Raw genomic sequence first — 23,036 nt, 5'->3', positions numbered from 1 at the left:
TGGTGCGGGCGGGCGGGGTCAGCAGTGACCGGCCGGCTCGGAGACCCCGCAGTAGTTGCCGGTGAAGGTGTTGCCGGTGCCCGTGTCGCGGTCGGCGAGGTCGGCGGGGCCGTTCGACGACAGGACGTTGCGGGTCACGGTGATCCGGTTGTTGGGGGTGCCGACCACGCTGCTGAAGAGGACGATGCCGCCGGACATCGGCGAGGCGCCCTTGTTGTCCTGCACCTGGTTGTCCGTCACGAGGGAGTCCTCGGCGCCGGTGAAGAGGATGCCCGTGCCCTGGATGAAGGCGAGGCGCGGGTTGGGCGGGCAGTACTTGTTGTTCTCCACCACCCGGTTGCGGCTCACCGTCAGCGCGCCCGCCTTGGGCACGCCCTCGTCGCCGACGACGAAGACGCCGCCGCAGTTGCCGGTGATGTCGTTGGCGTCGACGGTGAGCGTCCGGGCACGGCGGACGATCACGCCGATCCGGTTGCCGGACAGGTGGTTGGCGCGGATCACGGTGCCCTGGGTGTCGATCGCGCCGCCCTCGTTGGCGACCGAGTTGGCCAGGAAGATGCCGGCCTGGACGTTGTCGGTCGCGCTGTTGCCGGTGAGGCGGGCGCGGACGGACTTCTCCTGGCTGATGCCCTGCTGGCCGTTGCGGTGGGCGCCCACGCCGGTGACCCGGAGGCCGTCGGTGTCCGAGGCGTCGAGGCCGTTCTTCGTGAAGCCGGTGACCGTCAGCGAGGACACCTGCACGCCGGTGAGCGGCTGCGCGTCGGTGCCGTGCACGCAGATGCCGTGGCCGGCGGTGGCGCACGCGTTGCCGGTCTGGGCGGGGTCGGGGGTGAGGACGGTGGCCGGGCCGACACCGCGCAGCCGGATGTCGGAGCGCGAGATCAGCACGCTCTCGCGGTACGTGCCCGCCACCAGCTGGACGGTGTCGCCGGGGGCGGCCGCGTCCACGGCGGCCTGGATGGACCCGCCGGGGTCGACGAGGTGGACGGTGGCGGCGTGGGCGGGCGGCGCGGCCGCGAGGGCGACCAGGGCGGCGAGGCCGCCCGCGAGGTAGTGGGTCCGTCGCATGGGCATGGAACAGGAGCCTGCTTTCGGGGTGCGGGGTCGGGAAGGGCCGGGGCCGGGGCGGGCCGGGTGCGGCCCGGTACGGCGGGGGAGCGCCGGGACGGGCCCCCGGACCGGCGGGACCGGCGCGCAGGCCGGCGGGTGCGGTGCCGGGGAGGGGTCTCCGTGGCGGGCCGTCATATCCCGCGTGGCGCGGTGGTCCGGCCTGGTGCCACGCGCTCGGCCGGGCGGGCGGACTCGGTCATGGGCTCCTCCGTCGTCGGCGCGCGGGCGCGTGGATCACCTCAGCGTCACCCGGGGGCGGTGGCGCCGCAGCGGCGGAGGGCCGACCGGGGGACGCCGGCGGCGCGGCCGGGCGACAGGCCGTCAGCGGACGGGCCGTCAGGCCGGGCGGACGGACCCCTGCGGGAGCGGGCCGCCCACGGAGTGCGCCGGGTCGGCCGGCCGGTGCGGGCGGGCGGTGCGGGCGGGCGGCGGCCCGCAGCGGGGCCGGCTGGGATAAGATGGGGCAATTGCGTACAATCGCCTGATGTCACTACCGAAAGCCGAGCTGCACCTTCACATCGAAGGCACCCTGGAGCCGGAGCTGGCCTTCCGGCTGGCCGAGCGCAACGGCGTCGCCCTGCCCTTCGCGAGCGTCGAGGAGCTCCGGGCCGCCTACCGCTTCGACGACCTCCAGTCCTTCCTCGACCTGTACTACCGGCTGACGGACGTCCTCCGCACCGAGCAGGACTTCACCGACCTCGCCGAGGCCTACCTCGTGCGGGCCCGCGAGCAGGGCGTCCGGCACGCGGAGATCTTCTTCGACCCGCAGGCCCACACCGGCCGCGGCATCCCGTTCGACACCGTGATCACCGGACTCGACACGGCCCTGCGGCGCAGCGAGGAACGGCACGGCATCACCACCCGGCTGATCCTCAGCTTCCTGCGCGACCTCCCCGTCGAGGAGGCCCTCGCCACGCTGGAGGAGGCCAAACCCCACCTCGACAGCATCACCGCCGTCGGCCTGGACTCCGCCGAGGTCGGCCACCCGCCCGCCGCGTTCGCCGCCGTCTACGAGCGCGCCCGCGAACTCGGCCTGCGGGCCGTCGCCCACGCCGGCGAGGAGGGCCCCGCCGCGTACGTCCGGGAGGCCCTCGACGTGCTGCACGTCGAGCGGATCGACCACGGCATCCGCTCCCTGGAGGACCCGGAGCTCGTCGAGCGGCTCGTGCGCGAGCGGATCCCGCTCACCGTGTGCCCGTTCTCCAACGTCCGGCTGCGCTGCGTCGACACCCTGGCCGACCACCCGCTGCGCCGGATGCTCGACGCCGGCCTGGTCGTCACCGTCAACTCCGACGACCCCGCCTACTTCGGCGGCTACGTCGGCCAGAACCTCACCGACACCGCCGCCGCGCTCGGCCTCACCGAGGACGACCAGCGGACCCTCGCACGGAACTCCTTCGAGGCGTCGTTCCTGGACGCGCCCACCCGGGACCGCTACCTCGCCGAGGTCGACGCCCACCGGTTCTGAGCCGCAGCCCGCCCCGCGCCCCGCGCCCCCGCACCGCTCCGGCGGCACGGGGGCGCGGCGGCACTCAGACGCGCACCGCGCCGACCCGCCCGGACACCGCGGCGAGCAGCTCCAGAGCCGGCCCGAGGTCCGGCTCCGCCGCCACCGCACGCCGCAGCAGCACCAGCGCCGACGCGTCGTCGCCCGCCAGCACCAGGGCCAGCGCCTCGTTGTACTCGATCCGCCCGGCGTACCGCAGCCGCACCAGCGCGGCCAGGTCCTCCCGGCAGGAGGGACAGCGCAGGCTCTCCGGATCCGCCGGCACCGCGCACTGCGGGCACGGCACCTCGATCGGCGGCACCGCCGTCACCGGGGGTCCACCTCCTCCGGACGCACCGGACCGGCCTGCTCCGGCACCGTCTCGCTGCCCATCTCCCGCTGCGCCTGCGCGTACAGGGTCAGCAGCGCCGAGTTGTGCCGGTTGGCGGCCTCCATGTTGGCCGACTCCACGGCGGACTCCAGGCCGCGCAGCTCCGCCATGATCCGCTGCGACAGCGCCGCGGACACCATGTTCTGGTTCACGTAGATGTTGCACATCGTCAGCATCTGGAACGTGTGGCCCAGGGAGTCGCACAGCTCGTCCGCACGGGCGGCCGCCGCCGTCGCGCCCTCCCAGTCCGCCGCCTCGCGGCGCTGCCGCAGCTCGGCCGCCACCCCGTGCAGACGCGCCAGGTCGCTGCGGTCCAGGTGCTTCTCGCAGTACAGGATGAACAGCCCCAGGTACGCCTCCGTGCTGCGCACCCAGCGCTGCGCGTTGAGCAGCATCTCCGCCCGCTCCAGCGCCGCGTCGACCGACTCGCCCCGGGTCTGGCCGGCCGCCATGTCGTCCAGCGCGTCCATCAGCTGCTGCGTCTCGCGCATCTCCGCCGCCGTCAGCTCGGAGCCCCAGCGGTCGGTGAAGCTCTCGATCTTGCGCTGCTGCTCCTCGACCTGCACCTTCAGCTCCGGGTCGAGGGTCGCCCGCTCCAGCTTCACCGTGCGCTCGCCGCCGCCCTGGATCCGCACCGACAGGGTGATGGTGCGGTCGCGGTCCAGGCCGAACGAGACGTCCACCGGGATCCGGCCGCCGAGCCCGGTCGGCAGCCGCAGCGTCAGGTGGCCGATCAGCTCGTTCTGCTGGGCGATCTCGTGCTCGCCCTCGTAGACGGCGACCTCCAGCCGCTGGCGGCCGTTGCCGGAGACCACGAACTCCCGGCTGACCGGGGCACTCGTCGGATACCCCGTGTTCTTGGGGATGATCACGGCCAGCCGGCCGTCGTTGAGCTCGATGCCCAGGTCCTTCGGCGTGATGTCGAAGGGGTTCGTCACCTGCATCAGCTGGCCGCAGGACGGGCAGACCTCCGTGCCGGGCGGGTTCACCGTGCTGCAGCCGGCGCAGCGCAGACCGACGTCCTCGGCCGCCGTGGAACGCGGCGCGGCCTCCGCCGCACCGGCCGCGGCGAGGGACTCCCCGCAGAGGCTGCAGGCGGTCGCGCCCGGCGCCGCCGGGGTGCCGCAGCGCGCGCAGTCGCGGGTCTGCGCCACGGCGGGCGCGGGCACGGACGCGCCCGCGGCGGCCCCGGACGCCTCGATCGACTGCCCGCACTTGGGGCAGGACCCCGCGGCCGGATCCACCGGCAGGTGGCAGCCCGTGCACGAGACCCGGGCACCGCCCAGCAGGGACGCCGCACACGACCCGCACGAGGACGCCCCGAGCTCCGCGGGCGTCCGGCAGTCGGGGCACTCCACCTCGGAGACCAGCGCCGACTGCACCGCCGCGCCCAGCGCGACGCACTGCATCGGGTTGACGCCGCGCCGGATCCGCTTGGGACCGAACACCTCGCCCAGCCGCCGCGCCACCAGCGGGATCGCCGTGGAGCCGCCGACCAGCAGCACCTCGTCGATGTCGCCGACCGTCAGGTTGGCCTGCATGATCGCCTTGTGCGTCAGCTCGATGGTGCGCTCGATCCGGGCCTCGACCAGCTCCTCGAAGCGGGGCCGCTCGAAGACCGTCTCCAGCACCAGCGCCCCCGCGCCGAGGCCCGCCAGGACGACGTCCGACGCCTCCTGGTTGGACAGCTCGATCTTGACCACCTCGGCGGCCGAGGCGATCCGCGGACGGTCCCGGCGGTCGGGCCGGTAGTCGGAGCCGTACTCGTCGCGGATGTCGTCCAGCAGCGCCGTCGTGATGGCGCGGTCGAAGTCGTCGCCGCCCAGCAGGTTGTCGCCCTCGATGCCCAGCACCGACACCGAGCCCGGCACCAGCAGCAGGATGGAGATGTCGAAGGTGCCGCCACCCAGGTCGTAGACGAGCACGGTGCGCCCGTCGTCGCCCGCGTCGGCGGTCATCCCGTACGCCAGGGCGGCCGCCGTCGGCTCGTTGATGACCCGCAGCACGTGCAGGCCGGCCATCCGGCCCGCCTCCTGCGTCGCGGCGACCTGCCGCTCGCCGAAGTACGCGGGCACGGTGATCACGGCCCGGTGGAACGGCTCGCCCAGGCGCTGCTCGGCGTCCTCCTTGAGGCGGTGCAGGATGATCGCGGAGATTTCGATCGGCGTGTAGGAGCGCCCGTCGAACCAGACGTTGACGTCGCCGTCGGTGCCCGCGGTGACCTTGTAGTCCAGCTCGTCGAGCGCGGCCTGCACCTGCGGGTCGCGGAACTTGCGGCCCATGAAGCGCTTGACCGAGCGGATCACGTTCTCGCCGTCCAGGGCCAGGCGGCCGCGGGCGGACGAACCGACCAGCAGCTCCCCGCGGCGGCCGCGGCCGACCACGGACGGCGTGCCCTCCTGGTTCTGCCGGTTGAAGACGATCTCCGGCTCGCCCCGCCGCAGGTGGGCCACCACCGAGTTGGTGGTGCCCAGATCGATACCGAGAGTGCGGTACATGTCGTTCCCCTCTGTTTCCTAGCTCTTGCGTCGCCTGCGTCGGGTGCTCCGGGCGGGGCCGCCCTTCCGGGGCCGGGCCGGGACGGCGGCCTCCGGGGCCGCGGCCTCCGGGACGGCGGGGTCCGCGGCCGGCGCGTCCGGTGCCGGGGCGGCCGGGGGCCGTGCGGGTACGGAAAGCCCCTCCGGCACCGCGGGGTCGGCCGCCAGGTCGGTGCGCGGGTCGGTGCGCGGGTCGACGCGGGGGTCGGCGGGCGGGTCCGCGGCGGGCGGCGTGGCGACCACGACCTGGGCGCGGCGGAGCACCTCGTCGTTCCAGAAGAAGCCGGTCACCACGCTCTGCACGACCGTCTCCGGCTCCAGCCCGGCCCTCACCTCGGTGCCGACGATCTCGGACAGCACCGGGTCGGCCGGCAGCCCGTCCAGCCGCATCGGCCGGACCCCGGCCTTGGCGAGCTTGCCCAGCAGCCGGCGGCGGGTCGCCTCGATGCCCGAACTCCGGCCCAGCCGCACGAGGTCCGGGTCGAGGCCCAGCGCCGCGAGCGCGTCGTCGACGTCGACGAGCAGGCCCAGCAGGTCGCGCTGCCCGGACCTCGCGGCGCGCGCCTCCTCGTCCCGCAGCCGCTGCAGCAGCGACGCACGGAACAGCAGCTGGCTGAACGCCTGCGCGAGGTCGACGTCGAGGGCCCGCTGCGGCACCTCCAGCGGTGCCGCCCGCTCCGGCGGCGGCCCGGCGGTCTCCTGCGTCGTCATACGGTCACTCCGGGATCTCGATCGGCGGCAGCACCGACAGGTCGGCGGCGAAACGCACCGGGACGGGGGGTTCGGGGGCGGCGGCGATCGGGGCGGGCTCGGTGAAGTCCGCCTCCAGGTCGCCGCGCCGCAGCACCAGCAGGTCCGCCGGGGCCGGCGGCGGCCGCTCGCCGCCCAGCAGCGGCTCGGCCAGCGCCGGTGCGAGCAGGTCGGCCGCGCCGTCCACCGGGTCGGGCGGCAGCAACTGCTGGACGTCGACCTCCAGCCGGCGCTCCGGGCTGCGCAGCAGCGCCGCGGACTCCTGGATCTGCTGGCGGCTGAAACGGCCGAGCCGCATCGCCTGGCCCACGGCGAGGTTGATCTCGCGGACACCCGCGGTCGGCGGAAGTCCCAGCACCTCGTACGGCGACGGATCGTGCAGCGGCACGGCGGTGGTCCCCTCTCCTGCGGGCGGCTCCGGTGCCCCGCCGCGGATACCGCGAGGGGTACGGGTCGGGTCGGCGGTGGTGGTGCGGCGGTGTCCGGGCCGGCCGGCTCAGCGGAGGCTGTCGATCCGCCGCTTGAGCTGCCGCAGGTCCTGGTCGGACGGGCTGTGCGCGACGGCCTTCGCGACGAGCGACCGCGCCTCCCGCAGCTGGCGGGCGTTCGCCCGGCGGACGGCGTGGGCGCCGTAGACGACGCCCAGCTCGCGGCGGACGGTCGCGGTCGCCTCCGCGGAGCCCGCCATCGTCAGCGCCTGCTCCAGCAGCGAGGCCGCGTCGACGAACCGGTCGGCCTCGTAGTCGTCCGCCGCCTCGCTGCGCCACACGTTGACCATGAGCGTCCGCAGCTCGTCGGAGTCGTGGTACGTCTGCGCGGTGCGCAGCAGCGCGGCCCGCTCGCGGAACGGGCGGTCCTGGTACTCGGCCATCATGTGGTTGGCCACCACCACCGAGACGCGGCGCGGGGCCTCCGCCGCGGCGTCGCCGCCGTCCCAGTCGGCGTCGGACCGCAGGGCGGTCGCCATCAGGTCGACGGCCTCCGCGCGGCGGTCGGCCAGCGCGGCGGCCAGCGACCGGAGCTGCAGGCTGTAGGTGAGGCCCGCCCGGTACTCGGGGTCGTCGCCGAGCGTGGCGAGCTCCGCCCACAGGTCCGCCGCCTCCGCGAGGTCGCCGTCGAGCGCGGTGACCTCGTTGGCCCGGTTGCGCAGGGCCGCCTCCAGGAAGTGGCGGGCCGTCGGGTCGTCCGGGGCCAGGGCCATGGCCTTGCGCAGCAGCACGAGCGCCTCGGCGTAGTCCTGGCTCTCGTTGTTGATCTTCCGCGCCAGCTGCGCGTACGCCGCCCCGAGGTTGTCGCGCACCTCGGCGTGGTCGGGCGCCAGCGCGTGGGCCTCCTCCAGGATCTCCTTCGCCCCCGACTGGTCGTCGTCGCTCTGCTTGAGCAGGGCACGGGCCGCGCGCAGGCCGGCGTCGGCCGCCGTCGCCGTCAGCTCGGCGGGGAGCGGCCCGCCCGGCAGCGTCCGCGCCCGGGTCAGGGTGGCCAGCGCCGCGCGCCACTCCTGCTGGCGGTGGTGCTCGGCGGCCTGACCGAGGAGGGCCTCGCGCAGCAGGGCCTGCCGGGTGTCGTCGGGATCCCGCGGGGGTATCGCGTCCAGCGCGGCGACCGCCGCGCCGGGGCGCCCCTGGAGCAGGAGGTAGCGCTGCGGCCCGAGGTCGTCGAACAGCCCGAGCGCCTGCGTCAGCGGGTGCACACCGAACGGGCCGGGCTTCCGCCACGGACGGACGGCGTACTCGAACTCGCCCGCCCAGGCGGTGCCGCCGGCGCCGTCGGCGTGCTCGCGCAGGAGCCGGTCCAGGGCGGGGCCGAGGACGAGCCGGCGGCTGCCGCCGTCGGGCCGGGCGACGCGCAGCTCGTCCTGGGCGAACGCCTCGGCGCTGCGGACCTCCATGCCCAGCCGGACGGTCCACGCGTCGGCGTCGTCACCGCTGCGCCCCTGCTCCTGGTCGAGGGCGCGGAGGTCGCCGCGGAGCCGGTCGGTGAGGGCGGCGCGGGCGGCGCTGACGCGCTGCGGCTCGGCGTCCCGGCCGGTGACCCCGGCGGTGGCGTCCCAGACCTCCGGCAGGTGGAGGGAGGCGACGAGGCAGGCGACGGCCCACGCCCAGACCCGCTCCGGGTCGGGTGCCTGCGCGGGACGGTCCGCCGGCTCGCCGTCCGGCTCCGGTGCGGCCGCGGTCGCGGTGCGCTGGGCCGGCACGGTGGCGGCGAGGCGGTAGCTGACGAGGCCGAGGGCGTGCAGCAGCCGCGGGTGCGCCGGGTCGCGGAGCAGCAGGGCGCGGTAGGCGTCCCAGGCTTCCCGGTGGCGGCCCTCGGCGGCGTGGCGCCGGGCCTCGTGCTCGGCGAGGGTGCCGAGGGCGGCCGTCGCGGGGGCGTGGTCGGGCGTCAGCTTGACGGCCTCCCGCAGGTCGCCGACGGCGTCGGACGGCCGGTCGGCGAGCAGCGCGGCCGCGGCCCGGCGGACGAGTACCGCGCTGCGGGCGCGGCTTGCCGCGACGGGCATCGCGTCCAGGGCGGCGTCGAGGTCGCCCCGCTCCGCGCGCAGCAGGGCGAGGTCGCGGCGGACGCCGGTGCCGGCCGGGCCGTCGCCGAGGACCGCAGCCCAGGCGGCAAGGGTGCGTTCGCCCTCCTCCGGCAGCCCGGTGCGGAGGGCGCAGTCGAGGACGGCGGCGAGCGCCGGACCTGCGCAGTGCCCGCAGCGGGACGTGCGGGCGTCCTCGGGCCGGTGCAGGTGGTCGGCGCAGCCCTCGCGGCCGCAGCCGCCGCAGGTGTCGGTGGCGGCCGCCGTGCAGCCGGCGGTGCCTCCGGCCGCACAGGGGGCGGCCTCCGCGGGAGCGGTGCCGGGCACCGGGTTGTCGAGGAAGCGCCGGTACCAGTCCAGGGCGGCGGGGCCGTTGCCGGCGCGTTCGGCGAGCAGGGCCCGCAGCCGGGCCGTGCCGGGGTCGCCCTCGGGGTCGGGTTCGACCGGCGCCAGCAGGGCGACGGCCCGCACCGGGCGACCTGTCAGCAGGGCGGCCGCGGCGCGGTGGTGGAGCTCGCGCGGCCCGTCGGCCGGCCCGAGGAGGGCGTCGACGTCCCGGGCCGAGCCGCCGGCGAGGGCGAGGGCGGCCCGCAGGCGGCCCTCCCGGGCGGCGGTGCCGGGGCCGTCCGGGGCGGGCAGCGAGTCGGCCAGGGCGAGCGCGGTGGCGGCGGCAGCCCGGGCGTCGGGGTCGTCGCGCCGGGTGAGCAGCAGGTGGGCGGCCTCCCGCAGGGCGGCCTCGCGCAGCGCCGGGTGGTGGGCCGGACCGTCCGGGGCGTCGGCGGCGGCCTGCTCCCAGTGCGCGCGGGCGGCGGCCGGGTCGGCCGTGAGGAGGCGGCGGGCGAGCAGGTCGTGCTGGGTGGCGATCCGGTCGAGCAGGTCGGGGCCGCGCAGCGGCTCCCACCGGGCGAGGGCGCCGGCGGGGTCGCCGGCGCGCGCCCGGGCGAGCCCGAGGTGGAAGGCGGCGCTGCGGCCCCACGGGCTGTCCGCCCCGGCCTGGGCGGCGAGCAGCGGCTCGGCCTCCCCGGGCTGCCCGGCGGCGAGCAGGGCGGCGCCGAGCCGTACCTGTGCGGGCTGCCAGCCGGGCCGTGCGGCAAGGGCGGCGCGGTAGTCGGCGGCGGCCTCCGCGGGCCGTCCGGCGCGCTCGTGCAGCAGGGCGAGGCCCAGGCGGGCGGGGGCGGAGGCGGGGTCGGCGGCGAGGGCCGCGGTGAAGTGGGTGCGGGCCTCGTCGTCCGCGCCGGCGAGCAGGGCGAGCCGGCCGAGGGCGTACGGCGGGCGGGCGTCGGCGGGGGCCTCGGCGGCGGCGGCGCGCAGGTCGGCGTCGGCGGCCTCGGGCCGGCCGAGGCGCTGCCGGGCGAGGCCGCGGAAGAGCAGCGACTCGGCGCGCAGGGCCGGCCCGCGGGACCACGGGGACGGCTCGCCGGGGCCGCGGCGCAGCGCCTCGTCGAACGCGGCGACCGCCTCGTCGTGCCGGCCGGCGGTGCTGAGCCGGGCGCCCCTGCGGAACCACAGCTCGCCGCTGCCGTGCGGGGCGGCGGTCAGGAGCACGGCCTCGGCCTCCGCGGCGCGGCCCGTGTCGTGGAGCAGCGCGGCGCGGGCCAGGACGGGCCAGTCCTGGCCGGGCAGGGCGGCGAGGGCGGCCGCGGTGGCGGTGTCGCGTTCGGCAGGGGTGCCCTCGCGGCAGCGGCGCTGGAGCCAGTCGAGGAGGCGGGTGGCGCTGTCGGAGCCGCCGCCGGGCGTGCGGGCGTGGCGGAGGAGGGCGAGGACGGGGGCGAGTTCGGTGCCCCCGGCCTGGACGGCCTCGTCGGCGAGCTGTGCCAGGCACCACGGGGGCAGCTGCCGGTCGGGTTCGGCGAGCAGCGGGAAGGCTTCGCGGTAGAGGGGGAGGGAGGCCGCCGGGTCGCCGCCGGCGGCGGTGGCCCCGGCCTGGCCGAGCAGGGCGAGGCCGCGCTGGGGCCGCAGTGCGGGGGGTGCGAGGGCGAGCCGTTCGACGAGCCGGGCGTACCGGCGGCGGGCCTGCTCGTGGCGTCCGGCGGCGGTGCGGGCGGCGGCCCTGGCGAGTGCGGCGTCGGCGGCGGCCCGGTCGAGGGCGCGTCCGCGGCGGGCGAGCGCGATGCCGCCGAGTACGGCGAGTGCCGCCAGTGCGATCAGCAGCAGCGTGAGCAGCGCCATGCAGTGTCCCCCCTGCGGTGCGTGTGGAACGGTACGTGCAACAGATCTTCGTAGTGGCTGGTTTGACGTACCGTCAACCTGTTTCCAGGTTTTGTCAGGATAGGGGCTTCCTGGTCTTCGGTGCAGGAAAGGGCACTATCGTGGGGGCGGGGAGGCCGAGGCCGGCCGGCGTCAGGCGGGGGTGGAGTGGCAGAGTCACGCTGGGTGCCGGGGCTCCGGTTCGGTCCGGAGTTCGACCCCGAACAGTACGAGTTGCTGGAGTTCCACCACCGGGGCGGCGAGGCCGAGGTGTGGCGTGCCGAGCGCACGGGCCGCAGCGGCGTCAAGGAGCTCGTCGCCGCGAAGATCATGCTGGAGCGCGACCCGTCCGAGGTCCGGCGCTGGCTCGGCCGCTGGGACGACGTCTCGCACAACGCGCACCGCCTCGGGGTGACCGACCTGGTCGTGCCGAGCTTCCTGCTGGGGCCCTCCCCGCACCGGCCCGGCCGCCCGCCCGGCGACGCCCTGCTGGGCTACCAGATCTCGCCGTGGGTCGAGGGCGTGCCGCTGCACCGGTGGGCGCGGGCCAACCGGGGCGGCCTGCCCGCCGTCGCCGACGTGCTCGTGCGGCTGTGCCGGATCGTCGACGACCTCCACCGCAAGCGCTGGGTGCACCGGGACATCTCGCCCGCCAACGTGCTGGTCGACGCGGAGGGCCGGGTCAAGCTGATCGACCTCACCTTCCTGGCCCCGCTCGACCAGACGCTGACGGTCGCCGTGTTCACCCCGGGCCACGTGCCGCCGGAGGCCGAGCAGGTGGGCGGCTTCCCGACGACGGCGAAGGACCTCTTCGCGGTGGGCACGCTCGCCCGGAGCCTGCTGCTGCCGGAGCACGGCCGGCTCGACCAGCGCACCGCCGCCGAACAGGCCCGCCGTGACCTGGTCGCCGCCGGTTTCACGGAGGAGCTGGGGCTCTGGGCGGGCGAGCCGCTCCACCACGACCCGGACCGCCGCCCGGCGCCGCTCGGCCCGTGGGCGGCCCGCGGCAGCGAACTTCTGCGCGCCCACCGGAAGCTGCCGCGCACCTCCTGCCTGGCGGTGCTCACCGACACCGCGGGCCGTCCGCTGGTGGTGTCGGGCGGCGCGGACGGGGTGGCGTTCACCGGGCCGGGCCGGGTCGTGCAGGACCTGCCGGCGGGCCAGGGCCCGCAGGCCGTCCGCGAGGTGGTGGCGGGCCGGGCGGGCCGCCCGGCGGAGCTCGCGGCCTTCGCCGAGGACCGCGGCGGGGCGCTGTGGGTGGGCAACCGCTCCGGCTGGTGGGAGGTCGCGCGCGGGGTCGGCGGTGTCGCCGGCGGGGTCAACGGCTCGGGCGAGCTGGTGGTGTGGACGGCCCGGGCCGGTGTGCTGCACTCGTTCCGCTGGGCACCGGGGCTCACCCTCACCGGGCAGGAGCTGCCGAACTGCCCGGCCGACCGGGTGCTCGCCGCCGTCGAGGAGCGTGCCGGACTCTGGACGGTCCTCGTCGAGCAGCAGGACCGGCTGCAGTCCTGGCGGGTCGGGGCGGACGTCCGTCCGGAGCGGTTCGGGCCGCGAGGGCCGGCCCGGGGTGCGGCGATCGCCCGCTCCTCGTCCGGGCCGCAGGCCGTCGCGCTGGGCCCGGACGGCGCGGTGCGCCTGTACGTGCTCGGCGGCGGTGCCGCGCCCGGCGGGGGCGGCGAGATCGGCGAGGCCGAGTCGGCGCTCGGGGTGGCGATGGCCGGGCACCGCGGCGGTCCGACGATCGCGCTGGCGGGCCCGGACGGCGTACGCCTGCGGCTGCCCGCGGCCGGCGGCGCCCGGCGGGCCCGCTGGTGGCGGCCGACGCTGCGGCCGGCCACGAAGGTCGCGCTGTCGGTGGGGGAGGACTGGCGGCTGTGCCTGGCCGCCGTGGTGGAGGACGAACTCCAGTGCTGGCAGGAGGACGCCGCCTACCGCTGGCAGCCCGTCGTCCTCGACCCGGGCGCCGTCGAACCCTGACCGGCCGGGGCGCCGCCCCCCGGCCGCCGTTCAGATCCCGGGCAGCGGCGGCAGCGCGGGCTCGTGGAGCCACGCCGTGAACAGCCCGTCGAGCGGCCGGTCCGTGTAGCGGGCCGCGTGCGCCACGAAGTCCGCCGTGGTGGCGCAGCCGTGCCGGCGGACGGCCGTCCAGCCGCGCACCAGCCGGAAGAAGGCGTCGTCGCCCACCGCGAGGCGCAGCGCGTGCACGGTCAGCCCGCCGCGCTCGTACACCCGGTCGTCGAACATCAGCCGCCGGCCCGGGTCTCCCAGCCGCAGGTCCTCCGGCAGCGCGGCCACCACCGCGTACGCCGCGGCGGCGCGCCGCTGGGCGGACGGACCGCCGGACCGCTCCGACCACAGCCACTCCGCGTACTTCGCGAAGCCCTCGTTGAGCCAGATGTGGCGCCAGTCCGCGACGGTGACGCTGTTGCCGAACCACTGGTGGGCCAGCTCGTGCGCGACCAGGCGCTCCGAGCCGCGGGCGCCGTCCAGGTGGTTGGTGCCGAACGTGGCGAGGCCCTGCGCCTCCACCGGCACGTCCAGCTCCTCGTCCGTGACGACCACCGTGTACTCGCCGAACGGGTACGGGCCGAACAGCTCCTCGAACAGCCGCATCATCTCCGGCTGCCGTCCGAAGTCGTGCTCGAAGGCGGGCATCAGCCGGGTCGGCAGCCAGGCGCGCTGCGGCACCGCCCCCGGCTTGCCGTCGACCAGCAGCACCTCGCGGTACGCGCCGATCGACAGCCCGACCAGGTAGCTCGCGGTGGGGGACGCCTGCTCGTACACCCAGGTCGTGCTGGACGACCGCGTCGTGCGGGTCAGCAGCCGTCCGCCCAGCACCACCGCGTACGCCGACGGCGTCGTCACCGACACCAGGTAGCCCGCCTTGTCCGAGGGCCGGTCGTTGCACGGGAACCACGACGGCGCGCCGACCGGCTGGCTGGCCACCAGCGCCCCGTCCTCCAGCTCCTCCCAGCCGAGGCCGCCCCACGGGCTGCGCACCGGCTTCGGGTTGCCCGACCAGTGCACCTCGACGGTGAACGCCGCCCCGGCCGCCGGCGGCCGCGCCGGCCGGACCCGCAGCCGCCCGGCCCGGTGCGTGTAGTGCGCGACCCGGCCGTCCACCAGCACCCGGCCGATCTTGAAGTCGGCGAGGTCCAGGACGAACTCGCGCAGCTGCGTCCCGCCCGCTATCGCGAGGATCCGCGCGCTGCCCGCCAGCCGGTTCGGCGCCGGCCGGTAGTCGAGGTTCAGCTCGTACCGGTGCACCCGGTAGCGGACGTCCCCGTGGTCGGGGAAGTACGGATCCGTCGCAACGGCCTGCTTGGGGCTCACCGGGGAGGTCACTCTCTGCGCGCGCTCGGGGACGGGGGCCGGTGCCAGGCCTCGATCGGGTTGCCCAGCCAGCGGGTGTCGTCGGGTACGGTCTCCGCGCGCATCACCAGCGAGGCCGGGCCCAGCGTGGATCGGGCGCCGACCGTGCTGCCGGGCAGCACGATTCCGCCGGGGCCCAGCGTGGCGCCCTCTCGGAGGACCACAGTATCGAGTCGCATGATCCGGTCGTGGAAGAGGTGGGTCTGCAGCACGCAGCCGCGGTTGACCGTCGCACCGTCGCCGAGCGTGACCAGGTCGGCCTCCGGCAGCCAGTAGCTCTCGCACCACACGCCCCGGCCGACCGTCGCCCCCTGCGCGCGCAGCCACAGGTTGAGCAGCGGGGTGCCGGGCACCGCGCCGACCAGCCACGGCACCGCCAGCACCTCGACGAAGGTGTCCGCCAGCTCGTTGCGCCACACGAAGCCGCTCCACAGCGGATGCTCCACCGCCCGGTACCGGCCCACCAGCAGCCACTTCGCGGCCACCGCGACCACGCACGCCGCGAGGCCGGCGGCCAGCAGCACCGCACCCGACAGCAGCGGCGAGCCCAGCGCGCACAGCGCCGCCGCGGTCAGGACGCCCAGCGCGGCGGACGCGAACACCGGCAGCAGGCGGCCCAGCTCGACGAGCCCGCGCGCCCACAGCAGCCGGGCCGGCGGGTCGTACGTCAGGCTCAGGTCGGCGGTGTCCGCCGCGCGCGGCAGCCGCACCGGCGGCATGCCCAGGTAGGAGCTGCCGCGCTTCGCCTTCTTCGGCGCGGCCGACAGCACGCCCACCAGGCCCCGGTCGGGCACCGACCGGCCCAGCGCCGTCATGCCCGAGTTGCCGAGGAACGCCTGCCGGCCGATCTCCGCCCGCCCGACCCGCACCCAGCCGCCGCCCAGCTCGTACGGGGCGATGAGGGTGTCGTCGGCGAGGAACGCGCCCTCGCCGACCGTCGTCAGGCTCGGCAGCGCCAGCACCGTCGACACCTCCGCCCGCCGGCCGACCCGCATGCCCAGCGCACGCAGCCAGACCGGGGTGATCAGGCCCGCGTAGAGCGGGAAGAGCGTCTCCCGGGCCAGGTCCATCAGCTGGCTGACCGTCCACGCCTGCCAGCCCACCCGGCCGTGCAGCGGGTGGTAGCCGGTGTGCAGGCCGATGCTCAGCACCCGCACCGACACCAGCACCAGCACCGCGTACGTCAGCCCGTACGCCAGCGTCGCCGGGACGACCGCCACGAGCGCGCCGCGCAGTGCCGCCGCCAGGCCGTCCCCGGGGTGCACGAACCGGCCCGCGACCAGCAGCGCGGGCAGCAGCGACGCGAGGGGCAGCAGCCCCAGGCCGGCGCCCGTCAGGCCGTACACCGCCGCCCAGCGGGCGGTGCGCCGCGGCCGCTGCTTCGGCCAGCCGCGTTCGGCCTTGCCCAGCTTCACGGCCGGTGCGCCCGCCCAGCGCTGGCCGGTCGGCACCTGACCGGTGACACCCGACCCGGGCGCCACCTCGGCCCGCTTGCCGACCCGCGCACCGGGGAAGAGCGTCGACCGGGTGCCGATCACCGCACCCGAACCGACCCGCACCGGGCCGATCTCCAACCGGTCGCCGTCCAGCCAGTAGCCGGACAGGTCGACCTCGTTCTCGACCGCGCAGCCCTTGCCGAGCCGCAGCATGCCCGTCACCGGCGGCAGCGCGTGCAGGTCGACGTCCGGCCCGACCCGCGCGCCGAGCGCCCGGGCGTACCGGACCAGCCACGCCCCGGACAGCGCGGTCGCCCCGCTCGCCTCCGCCAGCCGCTCCGCCGCCCACAGCCGAAGGTGCACGCTGCCGCCGCGCGGATGGCTGCCCGGCGCGACACCGCGCAGCAGCAGCCGCGCACCGCCCGCCGCGACGGCCAGCCGCCCCGGCGGGCTGAACAGCAGCAGCGCACCCGCGCCGACCGCCCACCACGAGGCCGTCGGCGCCCACGGATAGTCGCCCGCCCACGCCAGCGCGTTGCCGAACGCCAGCAGCGCCACCCACCAGCGCAGGCCCACCAGCGTGAACAGCGTCAGCAGCGCGGCCAGCTGCACCAGACCCGCCCGCCGCGGCGTCGGGGCGATCGTCCGGGCCGCGTCGTCGGACCGCACGGAGCGCTCCAGCAGCCGGGCCAGCGCGCGCACCGTCGGCTGCTGGTAGACGTCGATCACGGACGCCGACGGGTAACGCGCCCGCAGCAGGGTCGTCAGCTGCGCGGCCGCGAGGCTGCCGCCGCCGACCGCGAAGAAGTCGTCGTCGGCGCTGCGCACCGGCACCCCGAGGATCTCGGCCCACTGCTCGGCCAGCCACGCCTCGGTGCCGTACAGCTCCTCGGCCGGCCCGCCGTCCACCGCGCCCGGCAGCGGCCAGGGCAGGGCGTCCCGGTCGACCTTGCCCGAGGTGCGGGTCGGCAGCTCGTCGACCGGTGCCAGCATCGGCACCAGGGCGGCCGGGAGCTCGGCGCGCAGCCGCTCGACGGCCGCGTCGCGGTCGAAGCCCTCCTGCACGACGAGGTAGCCGACCAGCAGCTGGTTGCCGCTGCGCGCGGTGCGCACCGCGGCGGCCGCGCCGGCCACCTTCGGCAGCGCCTGCAGGGCCGCATCGACCTCGCCGAGCTCGATCCGCCGGCCGCCGAGCTTGATCTGCTCGTCGCCGCGGCCGAGGAAGACCAGCCCCGCCGGTTCGGCGCGCACCAGGTCGCCGCTCCGGTAGGCCCGCTCCCAGCCGAGCGAGGGCAGCGGAGCGTACTTCTCGGCGTCCTTCGCCGCGTCCAGATAGCGGGCCAGGCCGACGCCGCCGATCACCAGCTGACCGCTCGCGCCCATCGGCACCGGCCGGTCCGCGTCGTCGACGACGGCGAGCTCCCAGCCGTCCAGCGGCAGACCGATCCGCACCGGGCCCTCGCCCGTCAGCAGCGCGCCGCAGGCCACCACGGTCGCCTCGGTCGGCCCGTACGTGTTCCACACCTCGCGGCCCTCGGTGACGAGCCGCTCCACGAGCTCGGGCGGGCACGCCTCGCCGCCGAAGATCAGCAGCCGCACCTCGTTCAGGGCCTCGGCCGGCCACAGCGCGGCGAGCGTCGGAACGGTCGAGATCACCGTGATCTCCTGCTCGGCGAGCCAGGGGCCGAGGTCGGCGCCGCTGCGCACCTGGGCGCGGGGCACCGGCACGAGGCAGGCGCCGTACCGCCAGGCCAGCCACATCTCCTCGCAGGAGGCGTCGAACGCCACGGACAGGCCAGCCATCACCCGGTCGCCGGGGCCGACCGGCTCGTCCTGGAGGAACATCGCGGCCTCGGCGTCGACGAACGCCGCCGCGTTGCGGTGGGTCACCGCGACGCCCTTGGGGCGGCCGGTGGAGCCGGAGGTGAAGATGATCCACGCGTCGTGCTCCGGCCCGGGCCGCCCGGCCGGGGCGCCGCCCGGGTGCTGCACGGTGATCCGGTGGCCGGCGGTCAGCACCGCCGCGACCCCGGCCTCGCCGAAGACGAGCTCGGCGCGCTCGTCCGGGTCCTCGGCGTCCACCGGGACGTACGCGGCGCCGACCGCGAGGACGGCGAGCACGGCGACGTACAGGTCGTTGGTGCCGGACGGCACCCGGACGCCCACCCGGTCGCCGAGGCCCACGCCCGCGGCGGCCAGCCGCGAGCGCAGCCGCTCGACCTCGGCGGCCAGGGCGGCGTAGGTGAGGACGGCGCGGCCGTCGTCGAGGGCGGGCTCGTGCGGGTGCGCCGCGGTCGTCGCGGCCAGCACGTCGACCAGGGTGCGGGCCGCCGGGGCGGCCCGCCCGGCGAACAGTGCGGGAGGGGCGTCGTCGGGCCGGACGCCCTCGGGGGGCGCACCGTCGGTGATCGTGACAGCCATACCGTCCTCGTCCTCGGGGCCCGCGTCGGCGGTGCCGCCGGATCGGCGGACCGCCCTGCCGTACACCGGCGTGGTGTCCGGGAGCGGCGGATCCCGGGGTGGCCGGGTTCGTGCACCGGCACCGCTCGGATCTGGGGCAAACCGGACAACTCGGTCGATACTACCGAGGCGGTGCGGGCAGGTGTGGCGCCCCGGTGTCGCGCTGTCACCCGGCGTGCCCGCGGAGTCGCCCTGGAGGGTGCCGCGCAGGAACGCAAAAATGCGAGCCATGGATCCCATGACTCGCATTTCAGGCTGGTGTCCGAGGGGGGACTTGAACCCCCACGCCCGATAAAGGGCACTAGCACCTCAAGCTAGCGCGTCTGCCATTCCGCCACCCGGACCGGGTGTCGTCCCCGCGGCTGCTCGCCGCGTTGACGTGCCCAACTGTAGCAAAGATCGGCTTGTGGTCCCAAAACCGCTCCCGGGGGCGTCGCCCGGCCCGCATCCGGACCCGGATGCCCTTGGGGCCCGGCCGGATGCTGGGGGAGGATGGGCGGACGGTGCCCGCGGTGCCCCGGCGTGTGGCCGGGGGCGGCGTCGAGGGTGCGTCGGGCGGGCCGGAGACGAGGAGTGGCCGTGAGTGAGTCCAGGGCGGAGCGGGCGACAGCGCCGCGTGTGACGGCCGAGTCGGAGGTCGCCGACATCTGCCGCGACCTGATTCGGATCGACACCAGCAACTACGGCGACGGCTCGGGGCCCGGTGAGAGGAAGGCCGCGGAGTACGTGGCCGAGCAGCTCGCCGAGTTCGGCGTCGAGCCGCAGATCTACGAGTCGGCCAAGGGGCGGGCCTCCACCGTGGTCCGGATCGAGGGCGAGGACCGCTCCCGGCCCGGCCTGCTGATCCACGGCCACACCGACGTGGTGCCGGCCAACGCCGCGGACTGGACCCACGACCCGTTCTCCGGCGAGATCGCGGACGGCTGCGTGTGGGGCCGCGGGGCCGTCGACATGAAGGACATGGACGCGATGACCCTCGCGGTCGTCCGCGACCGCCTGCGGACCGGCCGCAAGCCCCCGCGCGACCTCGTGCTCGCCTTCGTCGCCGACGAGGAGGCCGGCGGCACCTACGGCGCCCGGTACCTCGTCGACAAGCACCCCGAGCTGTTCGAGGGCGTCACCGAGGGCATCGGCGAGGTCGGCGGCTTCTCCTTCACCGTCAACGACCAGGTGCGGCTGTACCTCGTGGAGACGGCGGAGAAGGGCATGCACTGGATGCGGCTCACCGTCGAGGGCCGGGCCGGGCACGGCTCGATGACGAACGACGACAACGCCATCACCGAGCTGTGCGAGGCGGTGGCCCGGCTCGGCCGGCACCGGTTCCCGCTGCGGATCACCAAGACCGTCCGGGCCTTCCTCGACGAGCTCTCCGACGCGCTCGGCGTCGAGCTCGACCCGGAGAACATGGACGAGACGCTGCGGGTGCTCGGCGGCATCGCCAAGATGATCGGCACCACCCTGCGCAACACCGCGCAGCCGACCATGCTCGGCGCCGGCTACAAGGTCAACGTCATCCCCGGCCAGGCCACCGCGCACGTCGACGGCCGCTTCCTGCCGGGCTACGAGGAGGAGTTCCTCGCCGAGCTCGACTCGGTGCTCGGCCCGCGCGTGAAGCGCGAGAGCCTGCACTCGGACAAGGCCATCGAGACCGGCTTCGACGGCGCCCTCGTGGAGGCCATGCAGACCGCGCTGCGCGCCGAGGACCCGATCGCGCGCGCCGTGCCGTACTGCCTCTCGGGCGGCACCGACGCCAAGTCGTTCCAGGACCTCGGCATCCGCTGCTTCGGCTTCGCGCCGCTGAAGCTGCCGCCGGAGCTGGACTTCGCGGGGATGTTCCACGGCGTGGACGAGCGGGTGCCGGTGGACGGGCTCACGTTCGGCGTGCGCGTGCTGGACCGCTTCCTCGACGCCTGCTGAGGGGGCGCCCGCCGCGCCTCCGCCCGCCGCGTCGGACGGCCCGCCCGGGAGTGCCCGGGGCGGGCCGTCGGCGTTTCCGGGCGGCCCGCTCCCACGGGTGCCGGCCGCAGCCCCGCCGCATTGTCCGAGGGAATGATTGTGGGATTCCGTTTCCGGGGGCTGAAGAAACGGTTTTTCGCCTAAATCCATGGTCGATCATGCGTTCTTGTCCTCACCTCTGCGAGTGAATGCCGGGGCCGTCGCGTACCCCGTTCGCCGCAGTGTCGTTCACCCATGTGCAGCCCGGGGGAACGGGCTGCGAATCGACCAGGAGGACTCATGAAGGTCAAGAAGATCGCCGCTGTCGCCGCCGCCACCGGTGGGCTCGTGCTCGCGGGCGCCGGTGCCGCCGCGGCCCACGGCGGCGCCACCGCCCACGGTGCCGCGGTGGGCTCCCCGGGCGTGCTGTCCGGCAACCTGATCCAGGTGCCCGTGCACGTGCCGGTCAACGTCTGCGGCAACACCGTCAGCGTGATCGGTCTGCTCAACCCGGCGTTCGGCAACTCCTGCGCGAACGTCTGAGCGGCGCCGGGGGGCTGACCGAGGTCCTCTGACACGTGCCCCCGGGCGGCGACCTGCGCCCGGGGGCACGCGTGTGCCGCACACCCGTTCCGGTCATGTCGCCGGCTTTCGGGTGACCGCTCACCCGATCGGATGAAGGTCCTGCATCCGGCTCAACCTTGCGGGCCGCCGCTCGTTGGATGCGGTACGGGCCAAGCTCCCGACATGAATTCCGACCATCAGATGAATCAGGGGAGTCAATTGCGACAGGTCGCCAAGAGGGGAATCCTCACCGCCGTCGCCACCGGCAGTGTCCTGGCCTCCACCGGGGGATTCGCGTACGCCGCCGGCAGTGAGGCCCAGGGTGTCGCGGCGAACTCGCCCGGCGTCGGCTCGGGCAACTCGGTGCAGGCCCCGGTGGACATCCCCGTCAACGCCTGCGGGAACACCGTGAACGTGATCGGGCTGCTCAACCCCGCGTACGGCAACCAGTGCGGCAACGCGTCCACCGGGCACGGGCCGGTCCGCGGCGGAGCCGCCGGCCACTCCGACGGCAGCCACTCCGACGGCGGCCACGCGGGTGGCAGCCAGTCCCGCCCCGTCGTGGACAGCAGCACCGCGGGCGGCGCCACGGCCGGCGGCGGCAGCCACGGCTCGCCCGGCGTCGTCTCGGGCAACACCGTCAGCGTGCCGGTCAGCGCCCCCGTCAACGCCTGCGGCAACACCGTCGACGTGGTCGGCCTCGGCAACCCGGCGTTCGGCAACCAGTGCGGCAGCCACAGCCACCCCGCGCCGCCGGCCCCGCCGGAGGAGGAGTGCGACGAGCCGCCGCACACGCCTCCGCCGACCACCGGGGGCGAGCACCTGCCGCCGTCCAACGGCACCCCGCGATCCGGTGACGACGTCGAGCAGACGGTCGTGACCACGCCGGTCGCGGCACCTGACCACCTGGCGTCGACCGGCGCCTCCGGCCTCGGCCTGATCGGTCCGGCCGGCGCCGCGCTGCTCATCGGCGGCGGCGTGCTCTACCGCCGCTCGCGCGCCGGAGCCCGCTGACACGGCACCGCGCTCGCCCGGCCGCGCCCGGGGCCCCTCGCGGCGTATCGCCCGGGGACGGCCCCGGGCTCTGCGCTGCCGCCCCGGGACTCAGCCCGTCACCAGCTGCGCGTCTGCCGGATGATGCGGCGGCGCAGCCGCACGGTGCGGCTGCCGTCGGGGAAGAGCTTCAGGCGGTCCAGCTCCCAGTGGCCGTACTCGGCGTGCTCGGTGAGCAGCTGCCTGGCCGCGTTGCGGGTCGTGCCGCGCGGAAGGCGCAGCGACTGGTACTCGTACTCGGGTTGCCGGACCAGCTTGGGTGGGGTCAAGTTCTCCTCCTGCCTCGTGCCAATCGCCTCGACGCAAGCCTACGGCCTGCCGCCGACGCCGGACCCGGACTGCCCGCCGCCACCGGCCGCCACGCCCGGGAGCGCCGTACCGGCGGCCTGACGTGCGGTCAGGCCCGCTCTCCGGAGTGGATACCCCCACACGGTTCCGTCGATGCGGGAATCGGCCTTTCCGGGTCTCCGGACGTCGGAACAGAAGCACGCGGAACGGACATCGCGGCGGAAGTTGTCGCGAAATCGCGGGCGTAGGTGACAACCCCTGTGCGTGTCGTCACCTGGTGGGGATAGCGTCTGCACCATGTCTGATGCCGCGCAGCTCACCATCAACGAGGTACGGGCCGCCGCCGAGGCGGTCAAGGCCGCCATCGACCGCCACCTGGAGGCCGTGGCCGGCACCTCCGAGGAGGGTGATCCTGCCGTGGTCGCCGCCTACGAGGAGCTGGCGGCGGCTGCGATCACCTACGACCAGTTGCTCTACGAGGTCTACGACGAGGTGACCCCGTTCGAGGTGCCCGGCGACGGGAGCGACGGCGGCTACGAGGGCCCCGACCAGCCGGAGGCGATCAGCGTGCTGATCCGCCGCGACTACCTGGTGGCGGACCCGAAGCGGCTGCGCGCCCAGGCCGAGCGGCTGGACTCGACCCTCACCCCGGGCGGCGGCTCGGCGAGCGGTGTGAACGCGGCCATCGGCGTGGTCTTCGGCGAGTACGAGCCCGACGAGATCGCGGCCCGCTGCGAGGAGTTCGGCCTGGAGGAGGGCGACTCGACCCTGTGGGTGTCGGCCACCGAGCCGTCCGACCCGGGGGAGTGGCTCCCGGAGCCGTTCGACTCGGCCGACCCGCAGCTGCTGATCTGCCGGTTCGACGTCAGCGAGGTCTACGACGAGGACCCGGACGCCTTCGATCCGGAGCACTGAGCACGCGCACGGCGGGGCCGCCGGGACATCGTCCCGG

15 protein-coding genes and 1 tRNA gene are annotated in these 23,036 nt (G+C 75.9%); 6 read left to right on the top strand and 10 right to left on the bottom strand.

All coding sequences use genetic code 11. The features are described 5' to 3' along the window. Nucleotides 1–18 precede the first annotated feature (18 nt). Nucleotides 19–1,074, bottom strand: a complete 1,056-nt coding sequence (locus OG335_RS09230; protein ID WP_405010553.1) for a nitrous oxide reductase family maturation protein NosD — start codon at nucleotides 1,072–1,074, stop codon at nucleotides 19–21. A 520-nt stretch (nucleotides 1,075–1,594) separates the two neighbouring features. On the opposite strand from OG335_RS09230, the gene OG335_RS09225 reads away from it, so the two are divergent. Then, complete coding sequence (locus OG335_RS09225) at nucleotides 1,595–2,578, top strand: adenosine deaminase (protein ID WP_405010552.1); 984 nt, start codon at nucleotides 1,595–1,597, stop codon at nucleotides 2,576–2,578. Between the two features lie 64 nt (nucleotides 2,579–2,642). On the opposite strand, the gene OG335_RS09220 is transcribed toward OG335_RS09225, so the two are convergent. From OG335_RS09220 to OG335_RS09200, 5 genes are all read right to left on the bottom strand, one after another. After that, nucleotides 2,643–2,927 carry a hypothetical protein gene (locus tag OG335_RS09220; protein WP_405010551.1) on the bottom strand — a complete coding sequence of 95 codons (285 nt, stop codon included), beginning with the start codon at nucleotides 2,925–2,927 and terminating at the stop codon, nucleotides 2,643–2,645. Then, nucleotides 2,924–5,485, bottom strand: a complete 2,562-nt coding sequence (locus OG335_RS09215) for an Hsp70 family protein (protein WP_405010550.1) — start codon at nucleotides 5,483–5,485, stop codon at nucleotides 2,924–2,926. The genes OG335_RS09220 and OG335_RS09215 overlap by 4 nt, the downstream gene beginning before the upstream one ends. Nucleotides 5,486–5,503: 18 nt before the next feature. After that, nucleotides 5,504–6,235: a nucleotide exchange factor GrpE gene (locus tag OG335_RS09210; RefSeq protein WP_405010549.1), complete on the bottom strand. Its 732-nt coding sequence runs from the start codon at nucleotides 6,233–6,235 to the stop codon at nucleotides 5,504–5,506. A gap of 4 nt (nucleotides 6,236–6,239) precedes the next feature. Further along, the gene (locus OG335_RS09205) at nucleotides 6,240–6,662 is read right to left on the bottom strand and encodes a hypothetical protein (protein WP_405010548.1); all 423 of its coding nucleotides are present in this window, start codon (nucleotides 6,660–6,662) and stop codon (nucleotides 6,240–6,242) included. Between the two features lie 108 nt (nucleotides 6,663–6,770). Then, on the bottom strand, nucleotides 6,771–10,958 hold the full coding sequence (locus OG335_RS09200) for a hypothetical protein (RefSeq protein ID WP_405010547.1): 4,188 nt from the start codon (nucleotides 10,956–10,958) through the stop codon (nucleotides 6,771–6,773). Between the two features lie 186 nt (nucleotides 10,959–11,144). On the opposite strand from OG335_RS09200, the gene OG335_RS09195 reads away from it, so the two are divergent. Beyond that, nucleotides 11,145–12,953 carry a protein kinase domain-containing protein gene (locus tag OG335_RS09195; protein ID WP_405010546.1) on the top strand — a complete coding sequence of 603 codons (1,809 nt, stop codon included), beginning with the start codon at nucleotides 11,145–11,147 and terminating at the stop codon, nucleotides 12,951–12,953. A 30-nt stretch (nucleotides 12,954–12,983) separates the two neighbouring features. Here the strand turns inward: OG335_RS09195 and OG335_RS09190 are convergent, their stop codons facing one another. The 3 genes from OG335_RS09190 to OG335_RS09180 form a co-directional block, all read right to left on the bottom strand. Further along, nucleotides 12,984–14,309, bottom strand: coding sequence for a M1 family metallopeptidase (locus OG335_RS09190; protein ID WP_405010545.1), 1,326 nt, complete (start codon nucleotides 14,307–14,309; stop codon nucleotides 12,984–12,986). 8 nt (nucleotides 14,310–14,317) lie between these two features. Further along, entirely contained in the window at nucleotides 14,318–18,205 is a 3,888-nt protein-coding gene (locus OG335_RS09185; RefSeq protein ID WP_405010544.1) for a Pls/PosA family non-ribosomal peptide synthetase, read from the bottom strand. A gap of 295 nt (nucleotides 18,206–18,500) precedes the next feature. Further along, nucleotides 18,501–18,588: transfer RNA gene (locus OG335_RS09180), tRNA-Leu, on the bottom strand. Nucleotides 18,589–18,823: 235 nt separating this feature from the next. Between OG335_RS09180 and OG335_RS09175 the strand changes: the two genes are divergently transcribed. The 3 genes from OG335_RS09175 to OG335_RS09165 all read left to right on the top strand — a co-directional run bounded on the left by OG335_RS09175 (nucleotide 18,824) and on the right by OG335_RS09165 (nucleotide 21,757). After that, on the top strand, nucleotides 18,824–20,161 hold the full coding sequence (locus tag OG335_RS09175) for a M20/M25/M40 family metallo-hydrolase (protein WP_405010543.1): 1,338 nt from the start codon (nucleotides 18,824–18,826) through the stop codon (nucleotides 20,159–20,161). Between the two features lie 318 nt (nucleotides 20,162–20,479). Next, entirely contained in the window at nucleotides 20,480–20,722 is a 243-nt protein-coding gene (locus tag OG335_RS09170) for a chaplin (RefSeq protein ID WP_405010542.1), read from the top strand. Nucleotides 20,723–20,962: 240 nt separating this feature from the next. After that, on the top strand, nucleotides 20,963–21,757 hold the full coding sequence (locus OG335_RS09165) for a chaplin family protein (protein ID WP_405015342.1): 795 nt from the start codon (nucleotides 20,963–20,965) through the stop codon (nucleotides 21,755–21,757). 98 nt (nucleotides 21,758–21,855) lie between these two features. Here the strand turns inward: OG335_RS09165 and OG335_RS09160 are convergent, their stop codons facing one another. Beyond that, a complete protein-coding gene (locus OG335_RS09160; protein ID WP_405010541.1) occupies nucleotides 21,856–22,065 on the bottom strand; it encodes a DUF5703 family protein in 210 nt (69 codons plus the stop codon). 316 nt (nucleotides 22,066–22,381) lie between these two features. Here OG335_RS09160 and OG335_RS09155 point away from each other — a divergent pair, with 316 nt between their 5' ends. Beyond that, nucleotides 22,382–22,999, top strand: a complete 618-nt coding sequence (locus OG335_RS09155) for a hypothetical protein (protein ID WP_405010540.1) — start codon at nucleotides 22,382–22,384, stop codon at nucleotides 22,997–22,999. Nucleotides 23,000–23,036 lie beyond the last annotated feature (37 nt).

The organism is Kitasatospora sp. NBC_01539 (genome assembly GCF_045040525.1).
Lineage (GTDB): Bacteria > Actinomycetota > Actinomycetes > Streptomycetales > Streptomycetaceae > Kitasatospora.
The sequence above is the reverse complement of the archived record's forward strand: the minus strand, read 5'-3'. Positions and strand labels throughout refer to the sequence as shown.